The 15,241-nt window shown below is 61.4% G+C and carries 15 protein-coding genes; 4 read left to right on the top strand and 11 right to left on the bottom strand.

Features of this window, described 5'->3' with window-relative positions; all coding sequences use genetic code 11:
• Positions 1–231 precede the first annotated feature (231 nt).
• From NKH03_RS28475 to NKH03_RS28500, 6 genes are all read right to left on the bottom strand, one after another.
• Positions 232–702, bottom strand: a complete 471-nt coding sequence (locus NKH03_RS28475) for a MaoC family dehydratase (protein ID WP_352972137.1) — start codon at positions 700–702, stop codon at positions 232–234.
• Positions 699–1,175: a MaoC family dehydratase gene (locus NKH03_RS28480; protein WP_352972138.1), complete on the bottom strand. Its 477-nt coding sequence runs from the start codon at positions 1,173–1,175 to the stop codon at positions 699–701. The genes NKH03_RS28475 and NKH03_RS28480 overlap by 4 nt, the downstream gene beginning before the upstream one ends.
• Positions 1,176–1,302: 127 nt before the next feature.
• Positions 1,303–2,271: a magnesium/cobalt transporter CorA gene (gene corA / locus NKH03_RS28485; protein WP_352972139.1), complete on the bottom strand. Its 969-nt coding sequence runs from the start codon at positions 2,269–2,271 to the stop codon at positions 1,303–1,305.
• A gap of 233 nt (positions 2,272–2,504) precedes the next feature.
• Positions 2,505–3,608, bottom strand: coding sequence for a redox-regulated ATPase YchF (gene ychF, locus NKH03_RS28490; protein WP_352863942.1), 1,104 nt, complete (start codon positions 3,606–3,608; stop codon positions 2,505–2,507).
• 92 nt (positions 3,609–3,700) lie between these two features.
• Entirely contained in the window at positions 3,701–4,426 is a 726-nt protein-coding gene (gene pth, locus NKH03_RS28495) for an aminoacyl-tRNA hydrolase (RefSeq protein ID WP_352972141.1), read from the bottom strand.
• Positions 4,427–4,449: 23 nt separating this feature from the next.
• Positions 4,450–5,091 (bottom strand): 50S ribosomal protein L25/general stress protein Ctc, encoded by a 642-nt coding sequence (locus NKH03_RS28500; protein ID WP_352881139.1) that lies wholly within the window; start codon positions 5,089–5,091, stop codon positions 4,450–4,452.
• Positions 5,092–5,402: 311 nt separating this feature from the next.
• Here NKH03_RS28500 and NKH03_RS28505 point away from each other — a divergent pair, with 311 nt between their 5' ends.
• Together NKH03_RS28505 and NKH03_RS28510 are read left to right on the top strand one after the other, a co-directional pair.
• On the top strand, positions 5,403–6,443 hold the full coding sequence (locus NKH03_RS28505; RefSeq protein ID WP_502913567.1) for a class I SAM-dependent methyltransferase: 1,041 nt from the start codon (positions 5,403–5,405) through the stop codon (positions 6,441–6,443).
• A 289-nt stretch (positions 6,444–6,732) separates the two neighbouring features.
• Positions 6,733–8,724 carry a putative bifunctional diguanylate cyclase/phosphodiesterase gene (locus NKH03_RS28510; protein ID WP_352972144.1) on the top strand — a complete coding sequence of 664 codons (1,992 nt, stop codon included), beginning with the start codon at positions 6,733–6,735 and terminating at the stop codon, positions 8,722–8,724.
• 107 nt (positions 8,725–8,831) lie between these two features.
• Here NKH03_RS28510 and NKH03_RS28515 read toward each other — a convergent pair whose 3' ends face one another.
• Positions 8,832–9,260 carry a MarR family winged helix-turn-helix transcriptional regulator gene (locus tag NKH03_RS28515; protein ID WP_352972145.1) on the bottom strand — a complete coding sequence of 143 codons (429 nt, stop codon included), beginning with the start codon at positions 9,258–9,260 and terminating at the stop codon, positions 8,832–8,834.
• 152 nt (positions 9,261–9,412) lie between these two features.
• Between NKH03_RS28515 and NKH03_RS28520 the strand changes: the two genes are divergently transcribed.
• A complete protein-coding gene (locus NKH03_RS28520) occupies positions 9,413–10,270 on the top strand; it encodes an alpha/beta fold hydrolase (RefSeq protein ID WP_352972146.1) in 858 nt (285 codons plus the stop codon).
• Between the two features lie 82 nt (positions 10,271–10,352).
• On the opposite strand, the gene NKH03_RS28525 is transcribed toward NKH03_RS28520, so the two are convergent.
• The 3 genes from NKH03_RS28525 to NKH03_RS28535 form a co-directional block, all read right to left on the bottom strand.
• Positions 10,353–11,267 carry an alpha/beta fold hydrolase gene (locus NKH03_RS28525; protein WP_352863928.1) on the bottom strand — a complete coding sequence of 305 codons (915 nt, stop codon included), beginning with the start codon at positions 11,265–11,267 and terminating at the stop codon, positions 10,353–10,355.
• Between the two features lie 112 nt (positions 11,268–11,379).
• Positions 11,380–11,676 carry an SDR family oxidoreductase gene (locus NKH03_RS28530; protein ID WP_352863926.1) on the bottom strand — a complete coding sequence of 99 codons (297 nt, stop codon included), beginning with the start codon at positions 11,674–11,676 and terminating at the stop codon, positions 11,380–11,382.
• Between the two features lie 99 nt (positions 11,677–11,775).
• Positions 11,776–13,020, bottom strand: coding sequence for an MFS transporter (locus NKH03_RS28535; RefSeq protein WP_352972147.1), 1,245 nt, complete (start codon positions 13,018–13,020; stop codon positions 11,776–11,778).
• A gap of 201 nt (positions 13,021–13,221) precedes the next feature.
• Between NKH03_RS28535 and NKH03_RS28540 the strand changes: the two genes are divergently transcribed.
• Entirely contained in the window at positions 13,222–14,106 is an 885-nt protein-coding gene (locus tag NKH03_RS28540; RefSeq protein ID WP_352972149.1) for an AraC family transcriptional regulator, read from the top strand.
• Between the two features lie 15 nt (positions 14,107–14,121).
• Here NKH03_RS28540 and NKH03_RS28545 read toward each other — a convergent pair whose 3' ends face one another.
• The gene (locus NKH03_RS28545) at positions 14,122–15,057 is read right to left on the bottom strand and encodes a ribose-phosphate pyrophosphokinase (RefSeq protein ID WP_015316090.1); all 936 of its coding nucleotides are present in this window, start codon (positions 15,055–15,057) and stop codon (positions 14,122–14,124) included.
• Positions 15,058–15,241: the final 184 nt, after the last annotated feature.

Below are 15,241 nucleotides of genomic sequence, written 5' to 3' on the forward strand. Positions count from 1 at the left end.
CGATTCAACCGCATCAAGCCATTTTCCGGCCTCGCTTCTTCACGCTTGACCACAGCACGAAGCAAATGTGTGCGCACGCTAGCCCCCTGTGGGAGAAGGTGGCCGAGCGGAGCCCGGTCGGATGAGGGGTGTTCCAGAAGACACCAACGCCTCACTCCGCTGGAACACCCCTCAACCGTCTCGGCGCTACGCGCCGATCCACCTTCCCACAGGGGGAGAAGGGAAGGGCGCTCACTCCGTCTTCACCAGCACCGCGCTCTCGAACTCAAGCACCTTGTCGCCGGTCGACTCAAACGCCTCGCATCGCAGCGCCAGCAGCCGCCAGCCGGGGCGTGAGGCGATCGGGCGGTGCGACAGCGCGGTGCGCGTGAAGGTGATGGTTTGCCCGGCATGGACCGGCTTCAGCCATTTCAGGTTCTTGAAACCGGGCGAGGGGCCGAATTCCGGCATCGGACCGGGACCGCTCCACGCGGCAATCTCGGCATCCATGCGGTTTTCGAGATTGAGCTTCATCCAGATCGCCGCCGTGTGCCAACCGGACGCGCAGAGCCCGCCGAGCACGCTCTTCTTCGCTGCGTCCTCGTCGATATGGAAGATTTGCGGGTCGTATTTGCGGGCGAAAGCCTTGATCGCCTGGGGCTCGAATGTGTGCGAGCCGAGCGTCACGGTGGTGCCGATGCGGAAGAATTCGTCCAGTGTCATGCTTGGCCCCCCGCGGCATCGCGCGTGAGGAACATGACGGAATTCTCAAGCTCGAAGACGCTTTCGCCGCGCTGGTTGAACATCTCGCCGCGCATTGTCACGAAGCCGAGTTGCGGCTTCGATTTCGACAGGCGCTTGGCAACAACCACCAGGGTGCCGGTGAACTGGTCGCCGGCCAGGACTGGCTTCTTCCATTTGACGTGGTCGACACCGGGTGCGCCCTGGCAGGTGGAGTCCAGCAGGAACGCATCGCACAGCATTCGCATGAACATGGCGCAGGTGTGCCAGCCCGAGGCGGCCAGCCCGCGCAGAATGCTGGCCTTGCCGGCTTCCTCGTCGAGGTGCATCGGCTGCGGGTCGAATTCTGTGGCGAATTCGACAATCTCGGCGGCGCTCACCAGCTTCGAGCCAAGATCGAGCGACGCGCCCTCGACGAAATCCTCATAGGCCCAGGTTTTTGGTTTTGCAGTCATGGTCTGAAATCCGGCTCACGAACCCGCGATCCCTATGGATCCAGGTTTCCGGATGCAGGCCGCGGTCCATTTGGTCAAGAGATTTCTATAACGCCAGACCCTGGCTGCACGGCCTTTGACAAGCGGGTCAGAGCCAGCCGCGGCGGCGGAAATACCAGAACGGCAGGATCGCCGACAGCACCATCATGGCAATGGCGAAGGGGTAGCCCAGTTCCCATTTCAGCTCGGGGATGACGTCGAAGTTCATGCCGTAGATCGAGGCGACCAGCGTGGGCGGCAGGAAGATGACGGCGGCGACCGAGAAGATCTTGATGATGGCGTTCTGCTCGATCGAGATCATGCCAAGCGTGGCGTCGAGCAGGAAGGAAATCTTCTGCGACAGGAAGGTGGCATGATCGGCGAGCGACAGCACGTCGCGCGACAGCGTCTTGATACGCGCCTTGGTGTCCTTGCTCATCTTGGTGCGGGTGGAGGCATGGGCGAAAAAGCCGGCCAGGCGCTGCAGCGAGATCAGGCTGTCGCGGATCGAGGAGGCGATGTCCTCCTTGCGGCCGATGGCTTTCAGGAGTTCCTGGAAGTCACGATTGCGCTTGGAAACCTTGGTCGACCGCGCCTCGAAGATGTCGCGCGAGATCGCCTCGATGCCGCGGCCGGCGCGTTCCAGAATATCGGCGAGGCGGTCGACGATCGCCTCCAGCAAGCCGATGAGGATGGTGTCGCCGCTGGTGCAGCCGGTCGCCACCTTCTCGGCACGCTGCGGAAAGGTCTTGAAGGCCTTCGGTTCGTGATAGCGCACGGTGATCAGCCTGGTGCCGGCGAGCACGAAGGTGACAGGCGACATCAGCGGATCGTCGATTTCCGTCTGGGCGGGCAGCGTGGCGGTCATGAAATAGGCGCCGTCCTCGACATAGAGGCGGCTCGAAATCTCGATCTCCTCCATCTCCTCGCGCGTCGGAATGGCAACGCCGAGCCAGGTCTCGATCGCCGCTTCCTCTTCCTTGGTCGGGTTGAGCAGGTCGGCCCAGACGACATTGTCTTGCAAGAGATCGTCGACGGCGCGCAGGCGATCATTGTCCACGACGAAGGCCTTGATCATCGCCGGTCTCCCTTGCTGGGGCCAAAGGGTGCGTTCGGATTGACGCGCTGTTTCGGATTGCACGGTTCTCGGCGCCAGCGCCGACCGTGTGCCTGCCGCTTAAACCTGTGACGTGACAAAATCAAGACAAGCGGCTGCCCGGCGTATGAGCACCGGGAGCTCGGAAAACCTCGTCGATAAAACCTTCGTGGACAGCCCGCCGGGATGTTTTGGACACCCGGCCGATCGAGGCGTCAGGTGTTGAACTTGAACAGCAGGATGTCGCCGTCCTGGACGACATATTCCTTGCCTTCGTCGCGCGCCTTACCGGCTTCCTTGGCCGCCACTTCGCCGCCAAGCGTGATGAAATCATTGTAGGCGATGGTCTGGGCGCGGATGAAGCCGCGCTCGAAATCGGTGTGGATGACACCCGCCGCCTGCGGTGCCTTGTCGCCCTTGTGGATGGTCCAGGCCCGCGTCTCCTTCGGCCCGACGGTAAAATAGGTGATAAGCTGCAACAGCTCGTAACCGGCGCGGATGACCTTGTTCAGGCCGGGCTCGTCGAGGCCGAGCGAAGACAGGAACTCCATCTCCTCCTCGTCCGAGAGTTGGGCGACTTCGGCCTCGATCGCGGCCGAGATGACGACGGTGCCGGCGCCTTGCGCGGCGGCCATCTTCTCGACGGCCCTGGTGTGTTCGTTGCCGGTGGCGGCGTCGGCCTCCGCGACGTTGCAGACATAGAGCACGGGGTGCGAGGTCAGAAGGTTCAGGCCCTGCAGAATGCGCAGGTCTTCCGCCGAAATGCCTTTGAGCAGGATGCGGGTCGGCTTGCCTGCCTGCAGAAGCTCGAGCGCTGCCTCCATCATCGGCAGCACGGTTGTCGCTTCCTTGTCCTTGCTGCCGGCGCGCTTGCGGAATTGCACGATGCGGCGCTCGAGGCTGTCGAGGTCGGCGAGCATCAGCTCGGTCTCGACCGTCTCGGCGTCGGCGACGGGGTCGATGCGGCCCTCGACATGGGTTATGTCGTCATCCTCGAAGCAGCGCAGCACATGCACGATGGCGTCGACCTCGCGGATGTTGGCGAGGAACTGGTTGCCCAGCCCTTCGCCCTTCGAGGCGCCGCGCACCAGGCCGGCAATGTCGACGAAGGAGATGCGGGTCGGGATGATCTCCTTCGACTTGCCGATGGCGGCGATCTTCTGCAGGCGCGGATCGGGCACCGCGACCTCGCCGGTGTTCGGTTCGATGGTGCAGAACGGATAGTTGGCGGCCTGCGCCGCCGCCGTCCTGGTCAACGCGTTGAAAAGCGTCGATTTGCCGACGTTGGGCAAGCCAACGATGCCGCATTTGAAACCCATTTTTGTCCGGTCCTATCGGGAAAATAGAAATTTGATCAGGGCTATGGGCGATCGGGGTGATCAACGTCAAGCCCCCGTGGCGCCGATCCCGCTCAGTCCTTGCCGCCGAACAGCTTCTTCAGCATGGCGGCCATTGGGCCGGTCTCAGGCAGTTTGGCGGGGGCCTGTTGCGGGCGTGCCTGTCGGATGTGGCTCTGCTGTTTGGGGGCCTGCTGCTTGGGCGCCGGCTTTTCCGGTTCCGCGCCGCCCTTGCCCTGGACGGCGAGGCTGGCCTTGTTCATGAAGCCGGTTTCGTCGCCCTTGGCGATCATCGCGGCATTGTCGGCGATTGCCGCGAGCAGCGGTTCGAGCCATTCGCGGTCGGCCTTGTCGAAATCGCCGAGCACATGGTGCTGGACCATTTCCTTGACGCCGGGATGGCCGACGCCGATGCGCACGCGGCGATAGGCGTTGCCGACATGGCCGTCGATCGAGCGGATGCCGTTATGGCCGCCGGCGCCGCCGCCGGTCTTGATGCGCAGCTTGCCTTCGGCAAGGTCGATCTCGTCATAGAAGACAGTGAGTGCGGAAAGCTCGAGCTTGTAGAAGCGCAGCGCTTCGCCGACCGACTGGCCGGACAGGTTCATGAAGGTCTGCGGCTTGATCAGGACGATCTTTTCGCCGCCGAGCGTGCCTTCAGAAATCAGGCCCTGGAACTTCTTCGACCAGGGCGAAAAGGAATGGCGGCGGGCGATTGCGTCCGCCGCCATGAAACCGACATTGTGGCGGTTGTTGGCATATTTCGCGCCCGGATTGCCGAGACCTGCAAACAGCAGCATCGCCTGCTCCGGGCGTGAAAGAGTTACTTCTCTTCGGCGGCGGGAGCCGCTTCAGGTGCAGCCACTTCAGTCGTCTCTTCCGCCTCCGGCTTCATCGCCGACGAACCGGCAATGGTCGCGACGGTGAAGTCGCGGTCGGAGATCACAGGCTTCACACCAGCTGGCAGCTTGACCGCCGAGATGTGGATCGAGTCGCCAATGTTGGCGCCGGTGAGATCGACGGTGATGAATTCCGGGATCGCATTGGCCGGGCAGTGGAACTCGACTTCGTGACGCACGATGTTGAGCACGCCGCCGCGCTTGATGCCGGGCGACTTGTCCTCGTTGATGAAGTGGACAGGCACGTCGACATTGACCTGGGTATCCTTGCCGATGCGCAGGAAGTCGACATGGACAGGGAAATCCTTGACCGGGTCGAGCTGAAAGTCCTTCGGCAGGACCTGGATCTTCTTGCCGTCGACATCGATCGTGGCGATCGTGGTCAGGAACCCGCCGCCATGGATCTTGTAGTAGATGTCCTTGTAGGTGAGCGCGATAGCCAGGGGAGGCTGCTTGTCACCATAGATTACTGCAGGCACTTTACCGTTGCGGCGAACTGCACGGGCGGACCCCTTACCGACCTGTTCGCGTGCTTCGGCCTTGAGCTCGTAAGTGTCGTGGCTCATGGCATTTCCTTTCGGTTTGTTCTGGAGCGCTCACGGTTGGCAGAGTGCCTGGACCGTAAACGTCGAAAGCCGCCGGGTGAGGCGGCCTTCCGCCGCGTTGCCTCCAAGGGTGTCTACGCGGGTGGCGGCTCTATAGCGGAAGGCGGCCGGAGGCGCAAGCCAAAGGCAATCGGCAGAAGTGCGCCTGAAATTCCGGCCTCATGTCATTTCCGGGCGAATGCCGAATCTAGCCCATTGGTTAAACCTTAATTAAAATATTTAGTATCATTTAAGTGTCTATTAGTCGGTGCCGGTGACCAAGGGGATGCTGTATGGCGCGAAACATGGACGCGAAGCTCGACGAGCATAGCCTGATAACGTCGAAACTGGTCAAGAGGCATCGCGGGACGTCGCCCGATATTGTCGATGCGGGCGAACTGAAAGAGCGATCCGCGGAACTCGCACTTGTGCTTGATCTTGCTTACCAGGCGTTCAGTAGGGAGGGGCCGGCTGGATTGGTAGTCGACCGTTTAGCGGGCCGGCTCCACGAGCTTCGCAGGCATTCCGCTCCCGCTATCTGGCAGCAACTCATTCCGTTGGCCCAGCAGCATCGCGTTGCAGAGTATCTGATGCAGGATCCGTTCACGCGCTGGTCGTTCGAAAAGCCGCGAGGGTATTCGGGCGACGCGAGCCTGCTGGACATTTACTACAAGCACCCCAGCGCAGACCAGGAGGTGGCTTCTTCGACCCCGCTTGGCCGTGAGATTTACGCCTACACCAGCGAGGCAGCGAGTTCCGCGGCTGGACGCGAGCGTCGCGACATTCTCGCCAGAACGGTGGACGAAACGGCCCTTCGGGTCGAGAATGCCGAAGTGCTTGCGATTGCCTGCGGCCATCTTCGCGAAGCGGAACTCTCCGAGGCGCTCGCCGGGGGAAAATTAAAGCGCTGGATTGGATTGGACCAGGACCCGATCAGCGTAGCCATCGTCAACCGCGATCTGGCCGGTACCGCAGTCGAGGCGGTGGATGGCTCCGTGCGTGGCATTCTTCGCCGCGCCTACAAACTTGGCACGTTTGATCTCGTCTATGCGTCGGGTCTCTATGATTACCTGCCGGCGGCCATTGGCATCCGCCTGTTTCAACGCGCCATGGAAATGGTCAAGCCCGGTGGCGAATTCCTTTTTGCCAATTTCAGCGACGAGATCACGACGGACGGTTACATGGAAACCTTCATGGATTGGCCGCTGATCCTGCGTTCGGCTGACGATATGTGGGACATCATCAAAGGCGCGGTCGACATGAATCATGTCGAAGCTGAAGTCTTCCATGGATCAAACCGAAACATCGTTTACGGCAAAGTCCGGAAAGTGTGATCCCCTTGGGATTCAGGCTTCGGTGCTTGTTTAGCGGTGGGTCGACGAAGATGTTGCTTGTCGAAGCTCACAGTCCGTCATTAGACCGTGACTTCAGGAGGACAATCGGGCAGCGGTCATCAATCTTAATTTAGGAAAGTTGTATGTATCGTGCGAAACATTCCGTAAGCGCGATGCATTATGGTGCTGATCTTGGGAGCCTTGGCGCGGCTGCGATGCGGAAATCGGGCCATCGATTGAAGGCAGGGCGGTGAATTCCTGTTTGGCCGGGCGAAACTAGGATCGGTACATGACCCACACGTTGGCCGATGTGGTTGAGGACGATGTCCCTCAGCAAAGGGAAGAGACCTGGTCGGAAGTGCGCCAGCTCTACCGACAGGAAGGTGAGCATGCCCGCAGAAAGGCTGCCCGGCAGGGGCTTTGGCTCGCGGTCGCGGTCTATCTGCAGTTCTCCATCATCGACATACTGCTGATTCCGGACGTTGCCGCTTACACGATCGCCGCCCGCTTCGCGGTCAGCGTGACGGCGCTTGCCGTCGTCGAAATACAGTCTCGCATGAATTTCAGGACGGAGTCAGTTGAGTTTGCCTGCGCGGGGGCCCTGGTCTCGGGCTATGTAGGTTGGCTGGTTCCGGCAATCATGACCGGATATGCCCAGAATTTCTCCTATTTCATGATTTTTGGCGCGATCTTCATGATGGGTGCCAACCTATTCTTCCGGTTCCAGTTTCTTCTTTCGATTGTGTCGTCGGGCATAGTCCTGATGGCCTTCTTCGTCGCTCTGTATTTGTTTCCAGCGACCGGTTCCTATCAGATTGCAATGGGCACGTTTTACATTTCTTGTTTCACATTCACCTCGTATGTGAACTGGAAACTGAATGAGGAGCGCTACAACGTCTTCCTGAACGCCCTGGAAGCCAAAATCCAACACAATGAGGCGACCGAACGCGGTAAGGCCCTGCTGAGATTGTCGCGGACCGATCCGCTTACGGGTCTGGAGAACCGGCGGGCGATCGACGAGAAGCTGCGGGACTACTGGAATGACTGGCAAAAGGTTGGCACCAGTTTTGGGGCGATCCTCATCGACGTGGACTTCTTCAAGAAGTTCAATGACTGCTACGGCCATCAGGAAGGCGACCGCTGCCTTATCCATGTCGCCAATGCCCTTAGCGAAATGATCAGGCGGTACAATGGCTCCATCGGCCGCTACGGCGGTGAAGAGTTCATTATCCTGGCTCGCGTGGAGAACAAAGAGCAGATCCTGGAGATCGCGGAAGCCATTTGCAGCACGGTGGAGAACCTGGCGCTCACCCACGAGCTGCGGCGCGACGGCGTCTCGATCGTGACGGTGAGCGTTGGCGCTGCATTCACCAGGACGCAGACCGGGGCCAAGCTGGAGAAGATCATCCACGAGGCTGATCGCGCACTCTATCTCGCAAAAGCCGGCGGCCGAAACTGTGCCCGGCTGTTCGACCCAACCGATCCCCAGAGCAGCGACGAGAGCGAGAACATTGCGGCTTTGCTGAAGATCGCAATCGGCCAGAACCTCGTTTCACTCGTTTATCAACCTATCCAGGATGTCAAAACGGACCGGGTCGAAGCCGTAGAGGCTCTGATGCGCCTCAAAATGCTGGACGGCACATCGGTTCCGCCGAGCCTGTTCATTCCCGTCGCCGAACGAACGGGCGCTATCCTGGAACTCGGGCGCTGGGCAATAAGGACGGTGTGCGCCGAGCTCCTCGCGGACGACCACGTCCGTGTCGTCAGTGTCAACGTCTCTCCGATCCAGCTCAAGACACCCGGTTTCGCAACGTCTGTCGCGACCATTCTGGGCGAGACCGGCGTCGCCGGCAGCCGGCTGGCCTTCGAAATCACCGAAGGGCTGGAGATGGAGATGCATTCGGACATTCTTCGCTGCATCAGCGACCTGAAGCTGCTCGGGATCAAGATATGGCTTGATGACTTCGGGACGGGCTTCGCGGGCCTTTCGTGGCTTCGTCTGATCGATTTCGATACGGTGAAGATCGACCGCTCGTTTCTGCATGACTGCAGCGCCCAGAACGGCAAGGCAATGCTCCAGGACATTATTACGCTGGTTCGAAATCGCGGCCACAAAATCCTGGTCGAAGGGGTGGAAACCGACGAACAGATGGCCCTCATGCGCGAGTTCGACATAGACAAGGTCCAGGGCTTTCATGTCGGCCGTCCCGCCCCCGCCGTCAGTTTCCAGGCAAAGCGGGCCATGCGCAAACGCCCATTTGCCGTGCTTAAGTCCGCATGATGACGGTGCGGGCGTCAAAAGCTGAAGTTTGAACTGTCTTTCACCGGATCGCCGCGCTCGTTTCCAGCACCTGTTGATCGCCGCCGGCCGTTAACGAGGCGGGCTGGCTACCGGCCACCGCTCAACGCGTTGCGCAGTGCCTGGATCTGCCGGTTCAGCGCGTCGAGCTCGCCCATCGTCATCCCTGAGCGCTCGATCAAGGTTTCGTTGAGGCAGTTGCACTGGACCAGCAGCGCGCGCCCGGCCGCGGTCAGATCGACCTGCACCTGGCGCTCGTCGACCTGGCTGCGCTGGCGGGTCACGAGTCCGGCCTGCTCCATTCGCTTTACCAGCGGCGTGACGGTGCTCGATTCCAGGGCGAGCCGGTGGGCGACCGTGCCGACCGACATGCCGTCCGCCTCTGCCAGCGCGTTGAGCACGAGGTACTGCGGGTATGTGATCCCCATCTCATCCAGCATCGGCTTGTAGGTGCGGTTGATCGCCATGCTGGTGGCGTAGAGCGTGAAACAGAGCTGATTGTCCAACGGGAGAGGCACGGCGAATTCCTTCTTGCCGACACGACCATTAATTCGATACCACGAAAAATGATATCGCGATACACATCTCTATAGACAGGAGTTCTGGGCTGCGCTATCTGTTTTGTTGTCGCGATATTGTTTATCGCGAGAACAACAGAACGGAGATTGAGATGACCTCGCACACCAAGCCCAGCTCCGGCAGCGGCACGATCACCACCAAGGACGGGACGCAAATCTACTACAAGGACTGGGGGACCGGCCAGCCGATCGTCTTCCATCATGGCTGGCCATTGAGCAGCGACGACTGGGACGCCCAGATGCTGTTCTTCCTGTCACAAGGCTACCGTGTCATTGCCCATGATCGCCGCGGTCACGGCCGCTCGACCCAGACGGATGTCGGCAACGAGATGAACACCTACGCCGCCGATGTCACGGAACTGGTCACTTATCTGGATCTCAAGGACGCCATCCATGTCGGTCATTCGACCGGTGGCGGTGAGGTGGCGCGCTATGTCGCTCAATATGGCTCGGGTGGCCGTGTCGCCAAGGCGGTGCTGATCGGCGCGGTGCCGCCAATCATGCTCAAGACCGCGGCCAATCCCGGCGGTCTGCCGATCGAGGTTTTCGACGGCTTCCGCTCCGCCCAGGCAGCCAGCCGCCCCCAGTTCTTTCGCGACATTCCGGCCGGTCCGTTCTACGGTTTCAACCGACCCGGTGCGCAGGTCTCTCAAGGGGTCATCGACAATTGGTGGCGCCAGGGCATGATGGGCGGCACCAAGGCGCACTACGACTGCATCAAGGCCTTCTCGGAAACCGACTTCACCGAGGATTTGAAGGCGATCGACGTGCCTGTGCTGGTGATGCATGGTGACGACGACCAGATCGTCCCAATAGCCGACTCGGCGCTGTTGACGATCAAGCTGCTCAAGAAGGGCGAGCTCAAGGTCTACAAGGGCTTCCCGCACGGCATGGCCACGACCCATGCCGATGTCATCAATGCCGACCTGCTGGCGTTCTTCAAGGCCTAGAATCGTCCAGTTAGATAGACAAAGGCACCCGCCGTCAGGCGGGTGCCTTTGTGCTTTCATCGAAATGTCCGCGGGACAGTGCCTATTTGGCGAGAAAACCAGTGATCAGCTTGACGGTGGCGTCGGGGTTTTCCTCCATGATCCAGTGACCGGAGTCGGGCACGATGCCGCCCGTGACGTCGGTGGCAACAAGCCGCAGGATATCGGCCTGCGTGGTGCCGGCGGATTTTTCCCCGCCAACTGCCAGCACCGGCATGGTCAGTTTACCGCCGGCGGCGAGCATCGCTTGGTTGTCGATCGCGTCCTGGTCAAAGGCCTTGAACTGCTCGAAAGCGTCATGCATCGCATGCGGGCGGGCATAAAGTTTGGCGTAGTGACCGCGCGTTGCCTCGTCGATCTTCTTGGGGTTGGCCGACAGCTCGTTGTAGAAGCGGTCGAGATAGATGCGCTCGCGACCCGCGACCAGCCGCTCCATGTCCGGGCCGCGGAAGTTGAAGTGCCAAAGCAGCGGGCTTTGCTTGATCTTTTCCCAGTCGCCGATTCCGGGCAGCGGCGCATCGATGATGACCCAGTTGGTGATGCGCTTGGGATATTGCGCGGCAAGCGCATAGCCGACCATGTTGCCAATGTCGTGCGTGACCAGGTCAGCCTTGTCGATCTTAAGCGCGTCCATCACCCCGGCGATGTCGACGGCCTGGTTCTTCTTGGTGTAGCCCGCTTCCGGGTGAGCGGACAGACCCATGCCGCGCAGATCCGGCACGACGACGGTATGATCCTTCGCAAGTGCGGCCGCTGCCGCGCCCCACATGTCTCCGGTATCGGCAAAGCCGTGCAGCAGCACGACGGCGGGACCCTTTCCGCCTACGCGCACATAGAGTTTGGTGCCATTGGTTTCGACGGACCGCGTCTTGAAACCCGGTGGAAAAGCAACGATGCGTGCCGTAGCCGGCAAGGTAACAAGAAGCACACCCAACACGGCCAACACGATCTTGCGCATATCATTCTCCAGAGACATTGAGTAACCAAACCTACAGTCTACAGCGCGCGGCTGACAAGCCGCCGTCAGGCGGTGCCTTTCTGCTGTCAGGCGATGCTTAAGCCGCCGTCGATCAGCATTTCCGCACCGACCATGAACGGGATTCGTCGGAGGCAAGAAACACCACCGCATTGGCAATTTCCTCGGCGGTTCCGAAACGGCCGGCAGGTACCAGGCCGACGACGGCTTTCGCGCGCGCCTTCGCCGCTTCGGGGTCCAGCCCTAGCTTGTCGTTGAGTGGCGTGTCGATCGGGCCGGGGCTGATCACATTGGCGCGGATGCCGCGCCCGTGCCGATGCCGCCGGTAATCAATGCGGCCTTGCCTTTCAGTCTGGACATGGCGATTGCCTTCCTGGCGCGGAGCCTTCATTGATCTCCTAACGGCTTTTCACCCGGCGTATGGTGAAAGAATCAAAGAGGGCGCAGCAAATGCCGCGACCTCGGTCAATTCCAGAAGATAAGCTGATTTTTAGCTGGTCGCCGCCTGTGCCTTCCTGGCTTCTTTCATGTTCGGCAGGAACACGGTCAGCAGCCCAAGCAGCGGCAGATACGAGCAGATCTGGAAGACATAATCGATGCCCTTCATATCGGCGACCACGCCGAGCACGGCAGCCGCGATGCCGCCCACGCCGAAGGCGAAGCCGAAGAAGATCCCGGCGATCATGCCGACACGTCCCGGCACCAGTTCCTGGGCGAAAACGACGATGTTGGAGAAGGCCGATGACAGGATCAGCCCGATCAGCACCGTCAGCACCATCGTCCATTCCAAGTTGGCGTAGGGCAGGGCCAGCGTGAAGGGCAGCACGCCGACGATGGAGAACCAGATCATGGCCTTCTGTCCATAGCGGTCGCCGAACGGGCCGCCGAGCAGGATGCCCAGCGCCGAGGCGCCGAGGAACAGGAACAGCATGACCTGCGACATCTGCACCGAAACCCCGAACTTATGCATGGAATAGAACGTGTAGTAGCTGGCGAGGCTGGCGATGTAGGCGTTCTTGGTCAGCACCAGCAAGGTCAGCACCGCCAATGCCCACATGACCTTGCGGCGCGGGAAGGGCGAGACGAAGCTTGCCGTCTTGCGGTTGCCCTGTGCGGCGCGCAGTCGGCTGTACCAGCCGCCGACCTGCCACAAAACGATGATGCCGATCAGCGAGCCGACGGCGAACCACGAAATGCTGGTCTGGCCGAAGGGCACGACGATGAAGGCAGCCAGCAGCGGCCCCATGGACTGGCCGAAATTGCCGCCGACCTGGAATAGCGACTGCGCCAGGCCGAAGCGGCCGCCGGAGGCGAAGCGGGCGATGCGCGAGGATTCCGGATGGAAGATCGCCGAGCCGATGCCGATCAGCGAGGCGCCGATCAGAAGCAGCGAATAGTGCCCGGCATAGGCGAGCACGACCAGGCCGATCAGCGACGATGCCATGCCGTAGGGCAGCGAATAGGGCATCGGCCGCTTGTCGGTGATCATGCCGATCATCGGCTGCAGCAGCGATGCGGTCACCTGGAAGGTGAAGGTCAGGAGGCCGATCTGCCAGAAATCGAGGCCGTAATTCTCTTTCAGCAAGGGATAGATGGCCGATAGCAGCGACTGCATGATGTCGTTGATGCAGTGGCAGAAGCTCACCGCCAGGATGACGGTGAAGGCCGTCGCCTGGGCTGAAGCGTGACTGGCGCTCGCCGGTGGGGCGACGCTGGCGGCTGTCGTATCGGTCAAGGTAGGCTCCGTGGTCTTTTTGGCGGGCAGGCCCGCAGCGCAAACTCGCGGCACTGCTGAAGGCCGCCTTAACGGACGCTCCCGTGGAGCGCCTTGAAGGACGCCCCTACGGAGCGCCTTGGGACGGTTGCCTTATAAGCTGCTTGCGGGGTGACTTCTTTCGTGGTTTGGTCCAATAGTTTCGCAAGTGGGCCATACAGGATGCCGCACGGCAAAGAAGTCTTTCACGCCGGTAGTGCCGATCTCGAGCAGTTGCACGAGCGCCGCTGGCAGTGGCTGGAGCAAGTCGCCGGGCCGGCGGTGGCGCTGCCGACCGAATATCCCGACGGTTACCGTGTGCCGCAGCACCGCCACAGCCGCAGCCAGTTGCTGCATGCGCTGGTCGGCGTCGTGCTGGTGACGACACGCTACGGGCGCTGGATGGTGCCGCCCGACCATGCGATGTGGATTCCAGCCGGCACGGAGCATTCCGTCGAGATGCTGGGCGATGTCTCCATGCGTTCCGTCTATGTCATGCCGCAGGCGATCCCCGGCCTGCCCGAAGGCTTGCGCGTCGTCGGCGTCACCGACCTGATGCACAGCCTGATCGTGGAATCGGAAAAGCTGCCGCAGGGCAGCGAACTGGAAGGTCGCGGCGGGCTGATCATGAATCTCCTGCTGCATGAGATTCCGACCCTGCCGGAACGGCCGCTCGGGCTGCCGTTCCCGTCCGATCCCAGGCTGTCGGCTCTGTGCCGGCGCTTCGTCGCCGCACCTTCGCCGCACGCAACGATCGACGAGTGGGCCGATGCCGCCGGCATGAGCCGCCGCTCCTTCACCCGCGCCTTCCAGCGCCAGACCGGGCTGTCTCTGTCGACATGGCGCCAGCAGGCCTGCCTGTTCGCGGCCCTGCCCAGGCTCGCCGATGGCGAGCCGATCACCAGGGTGGCGCTCGATCTCGGCTATGACAGCGCGCCGGCCTTCATCACAATGTTCAAGCGCATGCTGGGCGCCTCGCCGCGCGGCTATATGCGCGGCGCACGTGAAAGCGGTGAAAGCGCGCGTCGCCTGATCAGTCCGGTTCGGCTGGAAAGCCCCGCGCCGTAGGGGCAGGTATCGGTCTTAGTCGAAGAGACTGGACACCGATTCCTCGGTCGCCGTGCGCGAGATGGCTTCGCCCATCAGGTCGGCGATCGAGATGACGCGGATGTTGGGCGCGTCGAGCACGCCTTGCGTCGGCTGGATGGAATCGGTGATCACCAGTTCCTGCAGCTTCGAGCCACTGATGCGGGCAACCGCACCGCCCGACAGCACGCCGTGCGTGATATAGGCGGTGACGCTGGTGGCGCCGTTGGCCAGCAGCGCATCGGCGGCATTGCACAGCGTGCCGCCGGAATCGACGATGTCGTCGATCAGCAGGCAATCCTTGCCGGCGACCGCGCCGATGATGTTCATGACTTCCGATTCACCGGGACGCTCACGGCGCTTGTCGACGATGGCGAGCTGCGCGTCGAAGCGCTTGGCCAGCGCGCGGGCCCGCACCACGCCGCCAATATCGGGCGATACCACCACGACGTTGCCGAGCTGCTTGTATTTTGCCTTCACGTCGCGGGCCATGACCGGCACGGAAAACAGATTGTCGGTCGGGATGTCGAAAAAGCCCTGGATCTGGCCGGCATGCAGGTCGAGCGTCAAGACGCGGTCGACGCCGGCGCGGGTGATCATGTTGGCGACCAGCTTGGCCGAGATCGGCGTGCGGCCGGAGGCGCGGCGATCCTGCCTGGCGTAGCCGAAATAGGGGATGACCGCGGTGATGCGCTTGGCCGACGAGCGCATGAAGGCATCGATCATGATGAGCAGTTCCATCAGATGATCGTTGGTCGGGAACGAGGTCGACTGCAGGATGAAGACATCCTCTCCGCGCACGTTCTCCTGGATTTCAACGAAGATTTCCTGATCGGCGAAGCGCCTGACACTGGCCTTGCCCAGCGGGACGTTGAGGTACCGGGCGACCGCTTCGGCCAGCACCCTGTTGGAATTGCCCGCGAAGAGTTTCATGCACGGTTCCTGGTGGAGGATGGCGGGACCTGACGGACTCGCCTGCGCCCTTTAACCGGGCTTTTAGCGGCCCGCGCCGGTATTGCAAGCGCCGAGATCGGGAATCCGCCGGCTAATCTCAAGTAAAGCCTCGCGCCATCGCCGGTGGGCAACAGGGAGCAGCGGGCTTCCGCTGTTCCTTCTT

The sequence above is a fragment of the Mesorhizobium sp. M1406 genome (assembly GCF_040317555.1).
In the GTDB taxonomy this organism is placed as follows: Bacteria; Pseudomonadota; Alphaproteobacteria; order Rhizobiales; family Rhizobiaceae; genus Mesorhizobium.

Bases quoted from the DNA above. Each gene is read 5' to 3' on its own strand.
- NKH03_RS28475 (WP_352972137.1), bottom strand. From the start codon at position 702: ATGACACTGGACGAATTCTTCCGCATCGGCACCACCGTGACGCTCGGC.
- NKH03_RS28480 (WP_352972138.1), bottom strand. From the start codon at position 1,175: ATGACTGCAAAACCAAAAACCTGGGCCTATGAGGATTTCGTCGAGGGC.
- corA (WP_352972139.1), bottom strand. From the start codon at position 2,271: ATGATCAAGGCCTTCGTCGTGGACAATGATCGCCTGCGCGCCGTCGAC.
- ychF (WP_352863942.1), bottom strand. From the start codon at position 3,608: ATGGGTTTCAAATGCGGCATCGTTGGCTTGCCCAACGTCGGCAAATCG.
- pth (WP_352972141.1), bottom strand. From the start codon at position 4,426: ATGCTGCTGTTTGCAGGTCTCGGCAATCCGGGCGCGAAATATGCCAAC.
- NKH03_RS28500 (WP_352881139.1), bottom strand. From the start codon at position 5,091: ATGAGCCACGACACTTACGAGCTCAAGGCCGAAGCACGCGAACAGGTC.
- NKH03_RS28505 (WP_502913567.1), top strand. From the start codon at position 5,403: ATGGCGCGAAACATGGACGCGAAGCTCGACGAGCATAGCCTGATAACG.
- NKH03_RS28510 (WP_352972144.1), top strand. From the start codon at position 6,733: ATGACCCACACGTTGGCCGATGTGGTTGAGGACGATGTCCCTCAGCAA.
- NKH03_RS28520 (WP_352972146.1), top strand. From the start codon at position 9,413: ATGACCTCGCACACCAAGCCCAGCTCCGGCAGCGGCACGATCACCACC.
- NKH03_RS28525 (WP_352863928.1), bottom strand. From the start codon at position 11,267: ATGCGCAAGATCGTGTTGGCCGTGTTGGGTGTGCTTCTTGTTACCTTG.
- NKH03_RS28530 (WP_352863926.1), bottom strand. From the start codon at position 11,676: ATGAAGGCTCCGCGCCAGGAAGGCAATCGCCATGTCCAGACTGAAAGG.
- NKH03_RS28540 (WP_352972149.1), top strand. From the start codon at position 13,222: ATGCCGCACGGCAAAGAAGTCTTTCACGCCGGTAGTGCCGATCTCGAG.
- NKH03_RS28545 (WP_015316090.1), bottom strand. From the start codon at position 15,057: ATGAAACTCTTCGCGGGCAATTCCAACAGGGTGCTGGCCGAAGCGGTC.